The 17,515-nt window shown below is 69.1% G+C and carries 13 protein-coding genes, 1 tRNA gene and 2 pseudogenes; 7 read left to right on the forward strand and 9 right to left on the reverse strand.

What is annotated here, in order from left to right; genetic code table 11:
- Positions 1-3: 3 nt before the first annotated feature.
- The 4 genes from ACMYLB_RS13415 to coaE are packed head-to-tail and all read right to left on the reverse strand — an operon-like array spanning position 4 to position 5,324.
- A complete protein-coding gene (locus ACMYLB_RS13415) occupies positions 4-1,086 on the reverse strand; it encodes a type IV pilus twitching motility protein PilT (protein ID WP_415907493.1) in 1,083 nt (360 codons plus the stop codon).
- Between the two features lie 21 nt (positions 1,087-1,107).
- On the reverse strand, positions 1,108-2,754 hold the full coding sequence (locus ACMYLB_RS13420) for a GspE/PulE family protein (protein ID WP_415907494.1): 1,647 nt from the start codon (positions 2,752-2,754) through the stop codon (positions 1,108-1,110).
- Positions 2,755-2,784: 30 nt separating this feature from the next.
- Positions 2,785-4,671, reverse strand: a complete 1,887-nt coding sequence (gene rho / locus ACMYLB_RS13425; RefSeq protein WP_415907495.1) for a transcription termination factor Rho — start codon at positions 4,669-4,671, stop codon at positions 2,785-2,787.
- A gap of 11 nt (positions 4,672-4,682) precedes the next feature.
- Positions 4,683-5,324 (reverse strand): dephospho-CoA kinase, encoded by a 642-nt coding sequence (gene coaE / locus ACMYLB_RS13430; RefSeq protein WP_415907496.1) that lies wholly within the window; start codon positions 5,322-5,324, stop codon positions 4,683-4,685.
- 32 nt (positions 5,325-5,356) lie between these two features.
- Between coaE and ACMYLB_RS13435 the strand changes: the two genes are divergently transcribed.
- Positions 5,357-6,217 (forward strand): hypothetical protein, encoded by an 861-nt coding sequence (locus ACMYLB_RS13435; protein WP_415907497.1) that lies wholly within the window; start codon positions 5,357-5,359, stop codon positions 6,215-6,217.
- Positions 6,218-6,237: 20 nt separating this feature from the next.
- On the forward strand, positions 6,238-7,770 hold the full coding sequence (locus ACMYLB_RS13440; protein WP_415907498.1) for a YifB family Mg chelatase-like AAA ATPase: 1,533 nt from the start codon (positions 6,238-6,240) through the stop codon (positions 7,768-7,770).
- Positions 7,771-8,138: 368 nt separating this feature from the next.
- On the opposite strand, the gene ACMYLB_RS13445 is transcribed toward ACMYLB_RS13440, so the two are convergent.
- The 5 genes from ACMYLB_RS13445 to ACMYLB_RS13465 form a co-directional block, all read right to left on the reverse strand.
- Complete coding sequence (locus ACMYLB_RS13445; RefSeq protein ID WP_415907499.1) at positions 8,139-8,654, reverse strand: hypothetical protein; 516 nt, start codon at positions 8,652-8,654, stop codon at positions 8,139-8,141.
- A gap of 186 nt (positions 8,655-8,840) precedes the next feature.
- A tRNA-Glu gene (locus ACMYLB_RS13450) sits at positions 8,841-8,915 on the reverse strand.
- Positions 8,916-8,978: 63 nt separating this feature from the next.
- Entirely contained in the window at positions 8,979-9,395 is a 417-nt protein-coding gene (gene ndk / locus ACMYLB_RS13455) for a nucleoside-diphosphate kinase (protein WP_415907500.1), read from the reverse strand.
- Positions 9,396-9,446: 51 nt separating this feature from the next.
- On the reverse strand, positions 9,447-10,670 hold the full coding sequence (locus tag ACMYLB_RS13460) for a hypothetical protein (RefSeq protein WP_415907501.1): 1,224 nt from the start codon (positions 10,668-10,670) through the stop codon (positions 9,447-9,449).
- 58 nt (positions 10,671-10,728) lie between these two features.
- Positions 10,729-12,168, reverse strand: coding sequence for a cryptochrome/photolyase family protein (locus ACMYLB_RS13465; RefSeq protein ID WP_415907502.1), 1,440 nt, complete (start codon positions 12,166-12,168; stop codon positions 10,729-10,731).
- Between the two features lie 683 nt (positions 12,169-12,851).
- Between ACMYLB_RS13465 and ACMYLB_RS13470 the strand changes: the two are divergent.
- From ACMYLB_RS13470 to ACMYLB_RS13490, 5 genes and pseudogenes are all read left to right on the forward strand, one after another.
- Positions 12,852-12,974, forward strand: a pseudogene (locus ACMYLB_RS13470) (hypothetical protein); the annotation flags it as partial.
- Between the two features lie 139 nt (positions 12,975-13,113).
- The gene (locus tag ACMYLB_RS13475) at positions 13,114-14,565 is read left to right on the forward strand and encodes a ribonuclease R family protein (RefSeq protein WP_415907503.1); all 1,452 of its coding nucleotides are present in this window, start codon (positions 13,114-13,116) and stop codon (positions 14,563-14,565) included.
- Positions 14,566-15,192: 627 nt separating this feature from the next.
- Positions 15,193-16,001, forward strand: a pseudogene (locus tag ACMYLB_RS13480) (sigma-54-dependent transcriptional regulator); the annotation flags it as partial.
- Between the two features lie 243 nt (positions 16,002-16,244).
- On the forward strand, positions 16,245-16,565 hold the full coding sequence (locus ACMYLB_RS13485) for a helix-turn-helix domain-containing protein (protein ID WP_415911085.1): 321 nt from the start codon (positions 16,245-16,247) through the stop codon (positions 16,563-16,565).
- Positions 16,566-16,785: 220 nt separating this feature from the next.
- Positions 16,786-17,427: an outer membrane beta-barrel protein gene (locus ACMYLB_RS13490; protein ID WP_415907504.1), complete on the forward strand. Its 642-nt coding sequence runs from the start codon at positions 16,786-16,788 to the stop codon at positions 17,425-17,427.
- Positions 17,428-17,515 lie beyond the last annotated feature (88 nt).

A 17,515-nucleotide genomic window follows, 5' to 3' on the forward strand; every position in this document is an offset into this window, starting at 1 on the left:
AGATCAGACGCCGCGCAATTTGATGCCCATGCTCGTGAGCTTGTTGCGCATCGCCTCGGGGTCCTGCGACTTCTCGACAGCCTCGTCGGGCTCGATGAGCTCGCGGTTCACCAGGCTGAGCAGGTGCGTGTCGAGCGTGATCATGCCGAGCGCGGCACCGGTCTGGATGTCCGAGGTGATGCGGAAGGTCTTGTTGTCGCGGATGAGCGAGGCGATCGACGACGTGTTGACCATGATCTCGTAGGCGGCGATGCGTCCGCCGCCGTTCTTCTTGCACAACGACTGGGAGATGACGCCGATGATCGAGGTCGAGAGCTGGGTGCGGATCATCTCCTTCATGTTCGCCGGGAAGGCGTCGACGATGCGGTCGACGGTCTTCGCGGCGCTGTTCGTGTGCAGCGTGCCGAACACCAAGTGACCGGTTTCGGCCGCCGAGATCGCCGCTTCGATCGTCTCGAGGTCGCGCAACTCGCCGACGAGGATCACGTCCGGATCCTGGCGCAGGGCGCGGCGGATCGCCTCGGAGAAGCTCGGCACGTCCTGCCCGATCTCGCGCTGGGTGACGACGCAGCGCTTGTGCGGGTGGTAATACTCGATCGGATCCTCGATGGTGATGATGTGGCCGTCGCGGTTCTCGTTGATGTAATTCACCATCGAGGCGAGCGTGGTGGACTTGCCCGAGCCGGTCGGGCCGGTGACGAGGAAGAGGCCGCGCGGGCGGTAGAGCAGCTCCTTGATTTTATCGGGGAGGCCGATCTGGCGGAGGTCGAAGAGCTGGTTCGGGATCTGGCGCAGCACCATGCCGTAGTTGCCCTTGGCCTTGAGCACGGAGACGCGGAAGCGCGCCTTGTCGAGGTAGGCGAAGCCGAAGTCGGTGCCGCCGTTCAGCTTCACGTTCTGGACATGGTTGTCCGGCGTGATGGAGAGCATGAGGCCCTCGGTGTCGGCGGGCGTCAGCGCGGGGCCGTCGATCGGCGTCATGCTGCCGCGCATGCGCAGCGTGGGCGGGGTGCCGACTTGGAGGTGGAGGTCGGAGCACTTCTGCTCGACGACCAGCTCGAGGAGGTCGTTCATTTCATAGCTCATGGCGGAAAAGGCGTGGGGCGTTCAGTCGAGATCGCCGACCGTGACCGAGACAACTTCCTCGATTGTGGTCAGACCGGCGAGCACTTTTCGCACTCCGTCCTCACGCATCGTGCGCATGCCCTCGCGGCGGGCGCAGGCGCGCAGACGGGCGGCGCTGGCGCTTTCATAGATGAGCGCCCGGATATCGTCCGAGATCAAAAAAATCTCAAAAATGCCCATGCGCCCGCGATAACCGGTGCCATAGCATGCCGCGCAACCGGCGCCGCGCCGGAAGCGCGCCCCCGCCAGCCGCTCCGCGGGCACACCCAGCGCGAGGAGCTCGCGTGCGGTCGGCACGTAGTCCTGCGCGCAATGCGGGCACACCCGGCGCACGAGGCGCTGCGCGACCGTCGCGCGCAGCGCCGCGGCGATCAGAAACGGTTTCGTGCCGATGTCGACCAGGCGCGTGACCGCGCCCGGCGCGTCGTTCGTGTGCAGCGTGCTGAAGACCAGATGGCCGGTCAGCGCGGCGTTGATCGCGACGTCGGCCGTCTCCGCGTCGCGGATTTCTCCGACCATGACGACATTCGGAGCCTGGCGGAGCATCGCCCGCAGCGCCGCCGCGAAGGTCATGTCGATCTCCGCGCGCACCGGCACCTGGTTGATGCCGGTGAGCTGATACTCCACCGGATCCTCGACCGTGATGATCTTGCGGTCCGGCCGGTTCAAATGATGCAGGCTCGCGTAGAGCGTGGTGGTCTTGCCCGAGCCGGTCGGTCCGGTGACGAGCACCATGCCGTCCGGAGCGGAGATGAGTCGGGAGAACGCCGCCTCGTCCTCGCCGGAGAAACCCAGCTCGGCCAGGCCGGGCCGCAGGCCTTCCTGGTCGAGCAGGCGCATCACGATGCTCTCGCCGTGCGCAGTCGGCAGCGAGGAGACGCGCAGGTCGAACGGCCGGCCCGCGAGCACGACCTGGATGCGGCCGTCCTGCGGGACGCGTTTCTCCGCGATCGAGATGTTCGCCATGAGCTTCACGCGCGAGATGAGCGCCAGGTGCAGCTGCTTGGGCGGGGAGTCGACCTCGACCATCGCGCCGTCGATCCGGTAGCGCACCCGGAAACGCCGCTCGAGCGGCTCGAGGTGGATGTCCGATGCGCGCCGGCGGACGGCCTCCTCGATGATCGCATACACCCGGCGGATGATGGGCGCGTCACCCTCCAGCGGGTCGGACGGGCTCGCGGCCGGCGCAGGCAGCGCGCTCGCAGCCTCCCCCGCCCCGCCGGTCAAATCCTCCAGCTGATCCGCCTCGCGTGCATAGTGGCGGGCGATCACCTGCTGCAGGTCGTCGCTCAACGCCACCACCGGCACGACGCGGCGCTCGCAGACGTGGGCGAGGCTGTCGAGCACGTCGACGTCGAAGGGATCCGGCACGGCGACCTGGACGGCACCGTCCGCCTCCGCCACCGCGCAGACGCCGTGGCGCAGGACGAACGAGCGCGGCAGCGCGCCGAGCACGCCGGCGGCGATCCGGCGCTCGCCGATCGTCACGAACGGCATGCCGAGCTGCGTCGCCACGATCTCGGCCACCGTGCGGCGGTCGACCGCGTGCCGGGCCGCCTCCAGCGACTCCGCCGGCACCAGACCGCGTTCGAACGCGAATTGGAGGGCGATGTCGTCGGCGGTGGTCAAGCGGGGCAGGCCGGCCCGCGCGCACGCGGGTCAGCGGTTCAGGCTCATCAGGAACTCGGCGTTCGTCTTCGTCTTCTTCAGGCGCTGGATGAGCATCTCGATCGAGTCGGCCGCGGGCACGCCCTGCATGGCGCGGCGCAGCGAGTAGATGCGGGCGAGCTCGTCGGGATGGTAGATGAGCTCTTCCTTGCGCGTGCCGGACTTGTCGATGTTCAGCGCGGGGAAGATGCGCTTGTTGACGAGGTCGCGGTCGAGGTGGAGTTCCATGTTACCGGTGCCCTTGAACTCCTCGAAGATGATCTCGTCCATGCGCGAGCCGGTGTCGACGAGCGCGGTGCCGAGGATGGTGAGCGAGCCGCCGCCCTCGATGTTGCGCGCGGAACCGAAGAAGCGCTTCGGTTTTTGCAGCGCGGTGGCCTCGAGACCGCCGGACATGATCTTGCCGGAGTTCGATGCAAGGGCGTTGTAGGCGCGCGCGAGGCGCGTAATGGAGTCGAGCAGGATGACGACGTGCTCGCCGTGTTCGACGAGGCGGCGCGCCTTCTCGATCACCATCTCGGCACAATGAATGTGGCTCTCGGGCGTCTCGTCGAAGGTCGAGCTGACGACCTCGCCCTTGCAGTGGCGGCGGAAGTCGGTGACCTCCTCGGGACGCTCGTCGATGAGCAGGATGATCAGCCTCGCGTCGGGCGAATTCGCCGCGATCGAGTTGGCCATGTTCTGCAGGAGCACGGTCTTGCCGGTGCGCGGCGGCGCCACGATCAGGCCGCGCTGGCCGAAGCCGACGGGCGTGATGATGTCGACCATGCGCATCGAGACGTCCTTCGCGCCCGGCGACTCGAGCCAGATGCGCGTGAGCGGGTAATACGGCGTGAGCTCCTCGAAGGGCTTGAGCGCCGAGATGGCCTCGGGTTGGCCGCCCATGACGGTGCGGATGCGCACGACGCTCGGGCAACGATCGTTGCCCTGCGGCGCCTGCACCTGCACCTCGACGTGATGGCCGCGCTTGAGCCCGAGCTTCTTCACGAAACCCTCGGGCACATACGAATCCTCGGGATAGAGGCGGTAGTTCGTGAAGGGATGGACGATGAAGCCGAACCCGCGGTCCGTCAGGTCGAGCCAGCCCTGGTCGAGCAGCGGGATCTTCTGCTCGGCCGCCGCCGCGAAGATCGCGCTGAGGAGCTGCTTGCGGTTCGGCACGACGTCGAACTTCGCGCCGAGCTCGCGGGCCTTCGCGGAGAGCTCGGCGTGGCCGAGCGCGTAAAGCTCGTTGAGCCAGATCGGATCGGCCTTCTTCGCGGCGATCTCGTCGGCCACCTTGGCGAGCGCGTCGAGATCGGCGAAGCGCGCCGGATCCGGCAGGTCGCCGAAATAGACCTCACCCTTCGGCGGAGGCGGCTGCGGTGGGTGCTTGGGGCCGTTGTTGCCGCCCTGGCCACCGCCACCACCGCCGCGGTGTTTGTCCCATTTGCCCCGGAATTTCTTGTCGCGCCAGCGAGTGAACTTCCCGCCCCCGCCCTGCTGCGGCGGGCTGCCTTGCTGGTCGCCTCCGCCGCCGCCCTCGTAGCCGGCGCCGCCGGTGTTTTCCGGCGCGCGGTCGGCCGCGGCGGGTTCGCCGCCGCTTTTCTCCGGCGCCGCAGGCGCGGGAGCCGGAGCCGGCTCGCGTGGCTCCTCGACGCGCGCGCGCGGTTCCTCGCGCGGCACAGGCGCGGGCGCGGGCTCTTCGCGGCGGGGCTCGGGCGCGAATTCCGTCTGCACCGGGGCCGGCGCAGAGGATTCCGCGCCGCCGTCATCGGCTTTGGCGCCCTTCTTCGCGCGATAGAGGCGCGAGCGGGTGCGCGGGCGTTTCTTGGAAGCTTCGCCGCTTTCGGGAGCGGAGCTGGGAGTGTCCTCGTCGGACTTCGGGGGCAGGGCCATCGGGTGGCGGGTCAGTGGGAGTGGATAAGGGAGAGGCGACGGGCCAGTTCGCTGACTTGCTTGCGCAAAAACTCGAGAGTGCCGTCGTTGAGGAGAACGAAGTCAGCCAACTCGCATTTTCGGGCCAGGGGCAGCTGCTTGGCGAGGCGCTGGCGGGCGATCTCAGGGGAGACACCACGTTGCTCCAGCCGCCTAAGTTGCAGGTCGGAAGATGTGGTTACGCAGACCGTGAAATCAAACCTATTCTGGAGCTGCTTTTCGAAGAGCAAGGGCACTTCGACCACGAACTTCTCGCGATGTGCCGTGGCATAAATCCCGTCCCAGTGCGCCCGGAGCCGCGGGTGCAGCAAGTCCTCCAGCCAGGCCAGCGCCGCGGCGTCGCCGAAGACCACCGCCCCGAGCTTCGCCCGGTCGACCCCGCCCGCGGCGTCGAGCACGCCCGGGCCGAACTTGCCGCGGATCGCCTCCACCACCTCGGCGCTCGGCAGGAGCACGTCGTGCACCGTCCGGTCCGCGTCGAGCCGGCGGAAGCCAAGCTCAGCGAACAATGCCGCGGCCGTCGATTTGCCGCATCCCATTCCGCCGGTCAGGCCGACGATCAAATTGCCACCTCGGGCCATGCGTGAGCGGTGAAACAAATGCGCTTGCTGCATGGGGAGCAACCCCTATTTCGAAGGCACCCCGCATGGCTCTCCCGACTGCCATCGTCGCCAAGGATCCCGGCGCCACCGCGACCCATCTGAAAACGGTGTTCGCTTCGCTTGGCTGGAGCACGAGCCATCCGCTGATCGAGCGCGTGCTGGCCGACGTCACCGCCGCCTTCTGGGGCAACTGGCCGGGCTACCTCGCGAACGACATGCGCTATCACGACCTCGGCCACACGCTGCAGGCCACCGTGTGCGCCAGCGATCTCATCGCGGGGCAGGCGCACGCGGGCGCGCTGCCCGATTTCGGCCAGCGCGCCGCCGAGCTCACCGTCGTCGCCGCCCTGCTCCACGACAGCGGCTTCCTCAAGCACGTGGGCGACACCGCCGGCACCGGCGCGAAATACACCCTGGTGCACGAGCTCCGCAGCTGCGATTTCGCGCGCGCCTACCTGCCCCGCCTCGGCCTCGTCCCGGAGGAAATCGACGACGTCTGCTCGGCCATCGCCTGCACCGGTCCGCGCAATCGCATCAGCGCGCAGAATTTCCGCACGCCCCTCGCGCGCCGCATGGCCTGTCTGCTCGTCACCGCCGACTACGTCTCGCAGATGTGCGCTCCCGACTACGCCGACAAGCTCGACCACCTTTTCGCGGAGTTCGTCGAGGCCTTCGAGCACGAGGGCGTGCCCCCGGAACGCCGGCCTTACCACAGCGCGACCGAGCTGAAGCTCAAGACCCCGGACTTCTGGACGAAGTTCGTGCGCCCGATGCTCGAGGCCGAAGCCGACGCCGTGCATCGCTACCTCTCACCCACGGGCCAACCCAACGCCTACCTCCAGGCCATCGACGACAACATCGCTGAAGTCCGCCGCCGCGCCCAGGAAGGCTTGGTCACTGTCTAGCTCCGCCTCCCGTCCGCCGAATGCTCGCCACCATCTGCTCGGCCGCCCTGGTCGGCATCGATGCCGTGCCCGTATCCGTCGAGGTCAACACCGGCGAAACCGGTGAACCGAAGCTCATCCTCGTCGGCCTGCCCGACGCCGCGGTCAAGGAGTCGGACGACCGCGTCTTCTCCGCGCTCAGCAATTCCGGCTTCCGTATGCCGCGCACGCGCACGACCATCAACCTCGCGCCCGGCGGTCTGCGCAAGGAGGGCGCCCTCTACGATCTGCCCATCGCCCTCGGCATCCTCGTCGCCGACGGCAAGCTCCAGAACGAGCGCCTCGACGAGTTCCTCATCGCCGGCGAACTCAGCCTCTCCGGCGCCACGCGCGCCGTGCGCGGCGGACTCGCCCTCGCCGTCCTCGCCCGCGCCTCCGGCAAGCGCGCCCTGCTGCTCCCGCCCATCACCGCCGCAGAGGCCGCCCTGGTCGAGGGCGTCGCCGTTTACGCGGTCCGCTCGCTCGACGAAGCCGCGCGCTTCCTCGCCGGCCACGCCAAGCTGCAACCGCTCGCGCCGCGGCCGCCGCCGCGCACCGCCGCTCCCGACGCGCCCCTCGATTTCTCCGAGATCAAGGGGCAGCAGGCCGTCCGCCGCGCCGTCGAGGTCGCCGTCGCCGGCAACCACAACCTGCTCATGATCGGCCCGCCGGGCTCCGGCAAATCCATGATCGCGAAACGCGTCCCGACGATCATGCCGCAGCCCACGCTCGACGAATACCTCGAGATCCTGCGCATCCACAGCGCCGCCGGCGCCACGCTCAACGGCGAGGTGCGCTTCCTCGAACGCCCGGCGCGCGCGCCGCACCACACCATCTCCGACGTCGGCCTGCTCGGCGGCGGCGCCGTGCCCGGTCCGGGCGAGATTTCCCTCGCCCACCACGGGGTGCTCTTCCTCGACGAGTTGCCCGAGTTCAAGCGCTCCGCCCTCGAAGTCCTCCGCCAGCCGCTGGAGGACGGCGTCGTCTCGATCTCGCGCAGCGCCGGCAAGATCTCGTTGCCCTGCAGTTTCCTCCTCGTGGCCGCGATGAACCCCTGCCCCTGCGGCTACCTCGGCGACCCCAAGCGCGAATGCCGCTGCGCTCCCGGACAGATCCAACGCTACCGCAACCGCATCAGCGGCCCGCTGCTCGACCGCATCGACATCCACATCGAGGCGCCCGCCCTCTCGTTGACCGAGCTGCGCACCGACCGCTCCGGCGAGCCTTCCGCCGCCATGCGCGCACGGGTCGAAGCCGCCCGCGCTGTGCAACGCGCGCGCTTCCGCGAGGCGCACACCACCGCCAACGCCCGCATGACCCAGGCGCAGATCAAGCGACACTGCCATCTCGATTCCTCGCTCGGCGACCTGCTGCAGCAGGCGATGGAACAGCTCAGCCTCAGCGCCCGCGCCTACGACCGCATCCTCAAGGTCGCCCGCACCATCGCCGACCTCGCCGGCGCGGAAACCATTGCCGCCCCGCACCTCCTCGAAGCGATCCAATACCGCTCGCTCGACCGCAACGTGTTCTACTGAGGACGCGAGCCTGCGTCCCGACCGCGATGAAACCGTCCCGTCTCTGCCTCTTGTTGGGCGCGATCACGCTGCTCGGCTATCCCGTCGTGGTCAGCGGTGCGCTGCTCTGGGTCGCCAGCCTCGGCAACCTCGCCACGCCCTCGCCACGCACCCTCGTGGGCGTCGGGCTCGCGGGCATCACACAGCGACTGGCGCTGGTCTACCCGATGGCGCTGGGCTTCTGTTTTACCGGCGCACGCACGTGCGGAGCGCGAAGGCAGCGGGTGGAAAGCCCTGCGGCTGTGCCTCCGTCCCCTGGGATTTCTGGCGGTCATCGCGGGGTTCGGCCTCTTCTGGGCGTTCGTCGGCCGCTGAGCGCGCCGCGCCCGCTACTGGCCGGGCGGCAGCGCCTCGGACAGGAACTCCCGCGCGATCACGCGATACGCCGGGCGATAGTCCGCTTCGAACACCGGCGAATGATGCACCGCCGGCCACCCGGCCGCGCGCATTTTCTCGCCCCACGCCCGCGCCGCCTCCGGGGTGAACGGCAGACGCTTCTCCTCCGCGAGCGCGACGACCGCCCGCCACGCCGCCGCGAGTTCGTCGCGCGTCCCGCGTTTCCGCTGCGCTGTCCGCACGAACGCCTGCACCAGCGCCGCCGGATCGCCGTGTCTCGCCATGAACGGCCGCAGGTGCACGCGCACGAGTGCGCCGTCGGGCGAGATCGGATCGACCAGCGGCTCCGCCGGCCCGTCGCCCAGCGCGGCGATCTCGTTGTCCATCCACCGGCGCGCCACCGCTTCGTCCGTCACGGCATGCTCCGCCCCGAGCACGGCCTGAAACAGCAGCTTGTAGCAATCCTGCGCCTCCAGCTTCGGGTAACGCCGGGCGTGGTCGAGCAGCACCGATCGGAAATCCCCCGCCGCAGCGCCGCGCGTCGCCATCGCTCCCGCCAGCAATCCGACCCAAACCCACGCCGCAAATTTCATGCCCCGATTCAGCCGCCGCGCCCCGCGGCCGCAAGCTCGTCGCTCCGCGGCCCAGCGCCCAAAGCAAAGGCGCGCACCGTTGCCGGTGCGCGCCTTGGAAATTGGCGCCCTCACGGGGAATCGAACCCCGGTTTGGGCCTTGAGAGGGCCCCGTCCTAGCCGCTAGACGATGAGGGCGTGACTGCGAGGGGCCGAACTAAGCGGACCGTCCCCGCGGTCGTCAAGTGCGAGATTGTGCGATCAGCCGAGAATCTCGTCCGCCTTGAAGAAGCGGGCGATCTCGATCTTGCCGTTCTCCTCGGAATCGGAGGCGTGGACGACGTTCTTCATCATCTCGGTGCCGAAGTCGCCGCGGATCGTGCCCTTGGCGGCCTTGCGCGAGTCGGTCGGCCCGAGCAGGTCGCGGACGCGCGCGACGATGTTGTCGCCCTTCAGCGCCATGACGATCACCGGACGCGAGCTCATGAACTGCTCGATCTCCGGATAGAACGGCTTGCTCGCCACGTGCGCGTAGTGCTCGCGCAGCTGCGCCGGCGTCAGACGCGTGAGCTTGGCGCCGATGATGTCGAAACCGGCCGCCTCAAAGCGCTGGAGCACGGTGCCGACGAGGCGCTTTTCCATGCAATCCGGCTTAAAGATGATGAGTGTCTTCTGCATATAAAAGATCGACACCATACATCTCCGAGGGGGCTTGGGAAGCCCGGATTTTCACGAGCGCCCGACCGCTTCGCGCCCCGCTGACCGTCGGCGCCACGGCCCCACCGTCCATTCCGGCAAACTGCTGATGAGCAACCGGCAAAGCGTCGCAAAGAGCAGCCAGTTGAACGCCTGACCGACCGAAAACCAGAGCCACTCGTCGCGGCGCACGACCCACGACGCCCGGTCGAAGCCGAGCACCCACAGCGAACCCAGCGCCGCCAGCAGGCCCGCTCGCGCCAGCGTCCGCTCCGCTGCGCGCCCGCGCGCCCACCGCCACAGCTGCGGCACCACCAGCACGACGAACACGAGCCGGTAGATGAAGTTGTTCCCGAGCAGGAAAGTCCCGACGTAACACGCCGCCCCGACGCGGAACGCATCGAGCGCGCCGTCGTCCGCGGCGATCGTGGCGTCGGCCCCGCGGCGAATGCGCGCCCGGCAGGCACCCCACACGACGGCGGCCGCCGCCAGCCACGCCACCGCGAAGGCCGCCAGCCCGGCCAGTCCGGACACCCGCCCGAGCCGGAGCGGCAGGACGTTCAATCCATACGACAGCCACGTATCGCGCGGCGTGGCCGCGCTGATCAGCCGCAGATCGTCGAAATTCGCCGCCACGTAGAGCACCGCGAAGCCGGCCAGCACCCCGCCCGCGATCAGCGCCTCGCGCCGCGGGCGTCCGCAGAGAACCGCGCCGGCCGCGAGCGGGAAAAGCTTCAGCGCAAACGCGACCGCGACCCACGTCGCATTCCAGGCCGCACCCGGCACGGCCAGCGCGACCGCCAGGACGAAGAACACCGCCAGGTCCGTGTTGCCTCGCTCCACGCCGAGCAGCACCGCCGGCGAGAACACCGCCAGCCCGACCACCGCCGCCTCGCCCCACCCCAGCCGCGGCATCGCCAACCACACCCCGGCAAGGAGCAGGACCGCCAGCGTCCAGCCGAGCGCGGCCGCATGCTCCTGCCGCAGCCCGAGCACAAACAGCCCCTGCCACACGCGCGGATAATTCATCGGTCGATGGCCGATGTCGTGCGGGTTGAAACGCAGCGGATCGTGCCCCTCCCGCCACGAGGTCGCGCCGGCCGCGATCACCTGCGAATCGAGGAACGGCTGCACGGCCACCTGCACGTTCCACACCCGCCACGCCCGGTCCCAGCCGAGCGCGGCCATCAGCGTGGCGATCAGCACGACGCCGCACAGCAGCACGCAGGCAAGAGGCAGCCGGGATTTCGAGGGCATCACGCGCCGCCTTTCTGCGCGGGCGCCGCAGCCGGCGCAAGCACCGCCGTGCCGCGCGTCAGCCTTTACGGATCGTTTGCAGCGCCGCCAGCGCCGCGGCGCGCGCCTCCCCGTGGTCGACGATCGGCTGCGGATAATTCCGGCCCAGCACCACGCCGGCCGCGCTCAACTCCAGCGGCGGCGCCTCCCACGGCGCATGAATGAACTCCACCGGCACTTTCGCCAGCTCCGGCACCCAGCGGCGCACGTAGTCGCCGTTCGGGTCGAATTTCGCGCCCTGCAGGATCGGGTTGAAGATGCGGAAATACGGTGCCGCGTCCGCCCCGCATCCGGCCGTCCACTGCCAGCCGAGCGTGTTCGCCGCCAGGTCGGCATCAACCAGCGTGTCCCAGAACCACGCCGCGCCATCCTGCCAGGGGAGCCGCAGGTGTTTCACGAGGAACGACGCCACGATCATCCGCACGCGATTGTGCATCCAGCCGGTCGCCCACAGCTGCCGCATGCCGGCATCCACGATCGGGAAACCGGTCTGCCCGCGCTGCCAGGCGCGCTGCTGCGCCGCGTCGCTGCGCCACGGGAACCGCGCGAACTCCTCGCGCAGCGGCGCCTCGGGCGTGTGCGGGAAGTGATACAGCAGGTGGTAGGCAAACTCGCGCCAGCCGACCTCGCTGAGAAACACCTGCGCGCCGCGACTCGGCGGAAACACGCCCGTGCCGCGCCCGAGCGCGCGCACCGCGCTCCAGATCTGGCGCGGACTGATCTCGCCGAAGTGCAGGTGCGGCGACAGCGCCGACGTGCCGTCGCGATCGGGCAGGTTGCGCTCGTCCGCGTAGCGCTCAACGGCGCCGGCGAGGAACTGCTTCAGCCGCTTCATCGCTCCCGCCTCGCCCGGCTCCCACGCCGTCCGAAAACCCGCGTCCCACGGAATCGCCGGCCGCAGCCCGAGCTCCGCGAGCGTGAGCGCGCCCGGCGTCTCCGCCGGCCCGGCGATCGCGCCGGCCGGCAGCTTCACCGGCTCGGCCACCTCGAGCGTGAGGCAATGCCGCCAGAACGGCGTGAACACCTGGAACGGCCCGCCGGTCTTGTTCGCCACCGTGTGCGGTTCGAACAGCACCGAGCCCGCGAAACTCTTCGCCTCCACGCCCGCCGCGCCCAGCCCGGCCTTGATCGCCGCGTCGCGCGCGATCGCCGCCGGCTCGTAGCGGCGGTTCCAGTAGACCGCGTCGGCGCCGACCTGCCCGGCCAGCTCGCGCAACACCGCTCCGCTCTCGCCGCGCATCAACCTCAATCCGGAGCCGCGCGCGCGCAAGGCCGCGTCGAGCGCCGCGAGCGAGTGGTGCAGCCACCAGCGCGACGCCCCGCCCGGCGCCCAGCGGCCCTCGCCGGCGTCGTCGAGGATGTAGACGGGCAGCACCGCCCCGCGCGACACCGCCGCCAGCAGCGCGGGGTTGTCCTGCAGGCGCAAATCCTGACGGAACCAGACGATCGTGAGTGCCACGCCCGCACCGCTAGCACGCCACGCCGTCGAGTAAAGGCATCGCCACAAAAAATTCCCCGGTTGCATCCAAACCCGCCTCAGACACCGTAACACCCACTTCGCGGGCTCGGGCATGCCGATTCTACGCACGCCAGCACCGCTCCCCACCTATGAATTTCCGGGATAAACTCCTCTCCCACCTCGGCCACCGCAACTACGTGCCGACCTCGCTCGAGCGCCTCGCCCGCGAGCTGCGCCTCAGCACCAAGGATCGCCGCAAGCTCGCCCACGACGCGCGCGAGCTCATCCGCACCGGCCACATCGTCCTGGTGAAGGGCGACCGCCTCTGCCTGCCGCAGGAAGCCGACCTCATCACCGGCCGCATCAGCTTCCGCCAGTCCGGCTCCGCCATCGTCATCCCCGAGGGCAAGGTCAACTCGCCCGAGCGCGAGCCCGCCATCCAGATCGCCGCCGAGAACACCGGCGTCGCCCTCCATGGCGACACCGTCGTCGTCCGCCTCATCACCGGCCGCGAGCGCGACCAATACCGTTTCCTCAAGCCCGACGAGCGCGCCGGTCGCGTCATCGAGATCCTCTCCCGCGCCAACGACACCACTACCGGCACGCTCCACCGCGGCCGCACCTATTTCTACGTCCTGCCCGACGATCCGCGCATCCCCCTCGACATCATTGTCGACGACCCGATGCGCTCGAAGCTCCGCCCGCTGCCCGCCGTGGGCGACAAGGTCGTCGTCCGCATCGCCGAGTGGACCGAGCGCCACCGCAGCCCGGCCGGCGAGATCGTGGAAAAACTCGGCCGCGCCTTCGAGCCGCGCGCCGAGCTCGCCGCCATCTACCACAAATACAACCTCTCGCCCGCCTTCCCCCGAGGTCGTCCGCGAGGCCGCCGCCATCCCGCCCGAGGTCCGCCCGCAGGAGCTGCGCGGCCGTCAGGATTTCCGCGACGTGCCGACGTTCACGATCGACCCCGACGACGCCAAGGACTTCGACGACGCGCTCTCGCTCGAGTATTTACCCAACGGCGACCTCCGCGTCGGCGTGCACATCGCCGACGTCAGCACCTACGTCCGCTCCGGCTCCGCCCTCGACCGCGAGGCGCAGCAGCGGGGCAACTCCACCTACCTCGTCGGCGCCGTCGTGCCGATGCTGCCCGAAAAACTCTCCAACGGCCTCTGCTCGCTCGTCGAGGCGCAGGACCGCCTGACCAAGGCCGCCATCTTCACTTTCTCCTCCGGCGGACGCCTCAAGAAAACCGAGTTCGCCAACACCGTCATCCGCTCCGTCAAGCGCCTGACCTACAAGCAGGCCTACGCGCTCATGTTCGAGGACAGCCTCGACGCCATCCGCCGCCTGCCCGTCCCGCCGAAGCACCAGACCGGCTCCACCGGCCGCCTGCTCAGTTCGCTGACCGACGGCGAACTCGGCAACCTCCAGAAATGGACGCGCCAGCTCTGGGCCATCGCGCGCAAACTCCGCGCCGACCGCTTCCGCCACGGCTCGCTCGACCTCGACATGCCCGAAACGAAGATCTTCGTCGACGAGCACGGCTACGCCGACCGCATCGAGAAGATCGAGAACGACGAGAGCCACCAGCTCATCGAGGAGTTCATGCTCCTCGCCAACGAGGCCGTCGCCCGCCTCACCCGCACGCAGAACCTTCCGTCGCTCTACCGCGTGCACGACGATCCCGACGAGGAACGCCTCGCCGACCTCCGCCGCGAACTCGCCGCGCAAGGCATCAAGGTCGGCGACCTCACCCAGCGCGAGGAACTCGTGAAGCTCCTCGCGTTCCTGAAGGACCACCCGCAAGGCCACCTGCTCCGCGTCCAGGTGCTCCGCTCGATGCGCAAGGCCTGCTACCGCGCCAAGCCCGACGGCCACTTCGGCCTCGCGAAGCAGGACTACACGCACTTCACCTCGCCGATCCGCCGCTACTCCGACCTCGTCGTCCACCGCGTCTTCGAGCACTACCTCGTGAAGTTCGAGGGCTACCCCGCCGGCCCGCACAGCGCCGGCTACAACATCGCCCGCGCCGAGGCGCTCGCCGAACACCTCTCGCTCACCGAGATCAACAGCACCGAAGCCGAGCGCGACTCCGTGAAGGTGAAGCTCGCCGAGTTCTTCGAGCGCGAAGTGGAGAAGAAAAAGAAGACGCGCTTCAAGGCCGTCATCACCGACGTCCGCAACCACGGCTTCTTCGTCGAACTCGCCGCCGCCGGCGCCTTTGGCCTCGTGCCGATCTCGTCGCTCCAGGACGATTTCTACCACCTCAACCCGAGCGGCACCGCCTTCATCGGTCGCAAGACGAAGCGCAAATTCGAACTCGGCCGCACCATCGACGTCGTCGTCCTCCGCGTCGACCGCCAGAAGCGGATGCTGGATTTCACGGTGCCGTGAAGTGAGTAGTTGCTTCGGCCAATCATGGACCAAGACAGTTCAGCACACTGGCCTAACTGGCCGTTCTACGTGGCCGGATACTTTGCGGCGGGCTGTATGGCAGTATCAACGGTCAGCGACTCCTTTCGATATGTGATGACAACAGCCTTCTCGTTTATGGCCTTGGCTGGGCTGATCTGGGCCGCAACCCAAGGGTTTATCGTCGAAAGGAAGCGGGGACCTCTGATCTCTGGCACGAAATACTATTTCGTAATCTGGCTAGGTCTGGTGGTTTGGTTTCTCGTGCGCACCTAAAGTGCTTGTCATCGCGAGCCCGACGTAGTCGGGCGTGGCGATCCAGCTAACTGGATTGCTTCGTCGCTCCGCTCCTCACAATGACAGGCTCAGAGGTGGTCGCCGACGTCCCGGCGGCGACGAGGCGCATGCCGCGGCCGCATGGCGCCGCCGAGGACGTCGACGCCCACCACGTTCGCTGCACGTGTTCCGACGCGTGACGAAGTGATTGAGAAACCCGTTCGTCTGTGATTCTCCCGAACCGCGCATGTCCACCGACGTTCTCCCCTCGCCCGCCGCGAGATCCTGCTCCTCGAAGACGACCCCGCGCTCCGCCGCCGGCTCGTCGCGACGCTGCGCGCGCTCGGCGGCGAAGTCTCCGAAGCCACCAATCTCGCCGAAGCGCGCCGACTGCTGCGCGACCTGAGCTTCGACTTCGCGCTCGTCGACCTGCACCTGCCCGACGGCGACGCGCTCATGCTGCTGCGCGAAGGCGCATTTTCGGAAAACACCGGCGTCGTCGTCATGACCGCGTTCGGTGGCATCCCGCAAGCCGTCGAAGCGATGCGCCTCGGCGCTGGCGACTACCTCACGAAACCCTTCGAGCCCGAGGCTCTCCCCGTCGCGTTCCTGCGCTGCCGCCAACAGCGCACCGCGGCGCGCCGCACCGAGCACCAGAACGCCACCGGCGCCGACGGCGCGGAACTCTTCTTCGGCCACAGCCTCGACGCCGTCCGTCGCCAGCTCGACACGATCCTCGCCGCCGAGCGCCGCCTCGAACGCCGCCTGCCGCCCGTGCTGATCGAAGGCGAGACCGGCACCGGCAAAACCGCCCTAGCCCGCTGGCTCCACCGCCACGGCCCGCGCGCCGCCGAGCCGTTCATCGCCGTCAACTGCGCCGCGCTGCCCGAGCAGCTCGCCGAGTCAGAACTCTTCGGCCACGAACGCGGCGCGTTCACCGACGCCCGCACCGCCCGCACCGGCCTCTTCGAAGCCGCCGACGGCGGCACGCTCTTCCTCGACGAGATCGCGTCCTCTCGCCGGCCATCCAGGCGAAGGTCCTCGTCGCGATCGAGGACGGCCGCATCCGTCGCCTCGGCTCGAACAAGGAAATCGCGATCGACGCGCGCCTCATCGCCGCCAGCAACCGCCCGCTGCGCGCGCTCGCTGAGACCGGCGCCTTCCGCGACGACCTCTACCAGCGGCTCAATCTTCTGCACGTCACGCTGCCGCCGCTGCGCGAGCGCGGCGCCGACATCGTCGCCCTCGCGCGTCAGCTCCTCGCCGCCACGGCGAAACGCCACCGCCTCCGCCCGCTCACGATCTCCGACGACGGCGCGCGCCGCCTCCAGGCCCAGCGCTGGCCCGGCAACGTCCGCGAACTCGCCCACGAAATCGAGCGCGCCGTGATCTTCGGCCAAACCGGCGCGCCGCTCGACTTCGCGCACCTCGCCGCGCCGCCGGCAGCGGGTTCTTCCGCGTCTTCCAGCGAAGCCCAGGCGCTCCACGACTGGCGCAACCCCGCGTGGCGCCTGCCCGAATCCGGCTTCTCCCTCGACGCCGTCACGACCGCGCTGATCGACGACGCCCTCCGTGAAACCGGCGGCAACGTCTCCGCCGCCGCGCGCCGCCTCGGCGTCACGCGCCAGTTCCTCCGCTACCGCCTCGAAGGCGGCAACGGGACTGCGCCGCGCGACAGCGACCCCGAGCCCGACGGGGCGCGCTGACCGCCGCGCGGCCGTTGCGGCCTGAGGCGGAGGCGCTCCGTGCTGGCTGCCTGCAGCCAGCGCACGTCCTCCGCCGCGTCCTCGCCTGGCTGCATTCAGCCAACGCCGCGCCGTCGCACCGCGCCGCACGCGGCCGCATCTCGCTTTATCCATCTGGCCTTCGCCAACTTGAGCACACCGCGCCGCGAGTTGGCACGCGCATGGCAAAGAGACAGGGGCAATGACAATCAAACCCGTCCTCCTTTCCCTCCTCGCCAGCGTCGCCGCGACCGCGGCCTCCGCTTCCGTCTACGTCGATGTCGGCGTCTCCAAGCTCGAGATTTCGGGCACCCCGGCCATCGGCGACCTCGGCCAGAGGATCGACGATGACCTGCCGTCCAGCGCCTTCACCTTCACCGTCGGCTATGAATTCACGCCCGTCATCGGCGCCGAGCTTCGCTACACCTCGTTCGGCGACGTGCGCGTCTCGAAGGTCGCCCCGAGCGGCGCCGTCTTCCCGATCTCGGGGCCGGTGATCCAGGCGCAGACGTTCTACCTCTACGAACAGTCCACGCAGCTCTACACGCTCGCCCTGCCGTTCCGCGTCGTCGAGCGCGGCGCGTTCTCCGCGTCGGTCACGCCGCTCGTGCACCTCGAGCGCTCCGACTTCACCTTCACCAACACCGGCGTGAACACCCTGCTCCTGCCCGGCCCGCTGCCCGTGATCTACCGCGACACGCGCACCCAGCTGCACTTCGGCGGCGAACTCAAGCTCGCCTACCGCTTCAACCCCAACGTCGGCGCCTCGCTCACCTACAGCTACACCGCCCTCGAGGCCTACGACGCGCAGCTGCTCGGCGCCGGCCTCGAGTTCCGCTTCTGAGTTTCAGCCCCGGGAATCTCGCCCGCCGCTTCGTCGGTGTGTCGCTTCGTGTGTGTCCGTCCGGTCAGGTCGGCGCGCATCACAGGCG

The sequence above is a fragment of the Oleiharenicola sp. Vm1 genome (assembly GCF_047777955.1).
Lineage (GTDB): Bacteria > Verrucomicrobiota > Verrucomicrobiia > Opitutales > Opitutaceae > Didemnitutus.

Excerpts from the sequence above, each read along its gene's own strand:
- ACMYLB_RS13435 (WP_415907497.1), top strand. The coding sequence starts at position 5,357 with ATGGCTCTCCCGACTGCCATCGTCGCCAAGGATCCCGGCGCCACCGCG.
- ACMYLB_RS13460 (WP_415907501.1), bottom strand. The coding sequence starts at position 10,670 with ATGCCCTCGAAATCCCGGCTGCCTCTTGCCTGCGTGCTGCTGTGCGGC.
- ACMYLB_RS13490 (WP_415907504.1), top strand. The coding sequence starts at position 16,786 with ATGACAATCAAACCCGTCCTCCTTTCCCTCCTCGCCAGCGTCGCCGCG.
- ACMYLB_RS13415 (WP_415907493.1), bottom strand. The coding sequence starts at position 1,086 with ATGAGCTATGAAATGAACGACCTCCTCGAGCTGGTCGTCGAGCAGAAG.
- rho (WP_415907495.1), bottom strand. The coding sequence starts at position 4,671 with ATGGCCCTGCCCCCGAAGTCCGACGAGGACACTCCCAGCTCCGCTCCC.
- ndk (WP_415907500.1), bottom strand. The coding sequence starts at position 9,395 with ATGCAGAAGACACTCATCATCTTTAAGCCGGATTGCATGGAAAAGCGC.
- coaE (WP_415907496.1), bottom strand. The coding sequence starts at position 5,324 with ATGCAGCAAGCGCATTTGTTTCACCGCTCACGCATGGCCCGAGGTGGC.
- ACMYLB_RS13440 (WP_415907498.1), top strand. The coding sequence starts at position 6,238 with ATGCTCGCCACCATCTGCTCGGCCGCCCTGGTCGGCATCGATGCCGTG.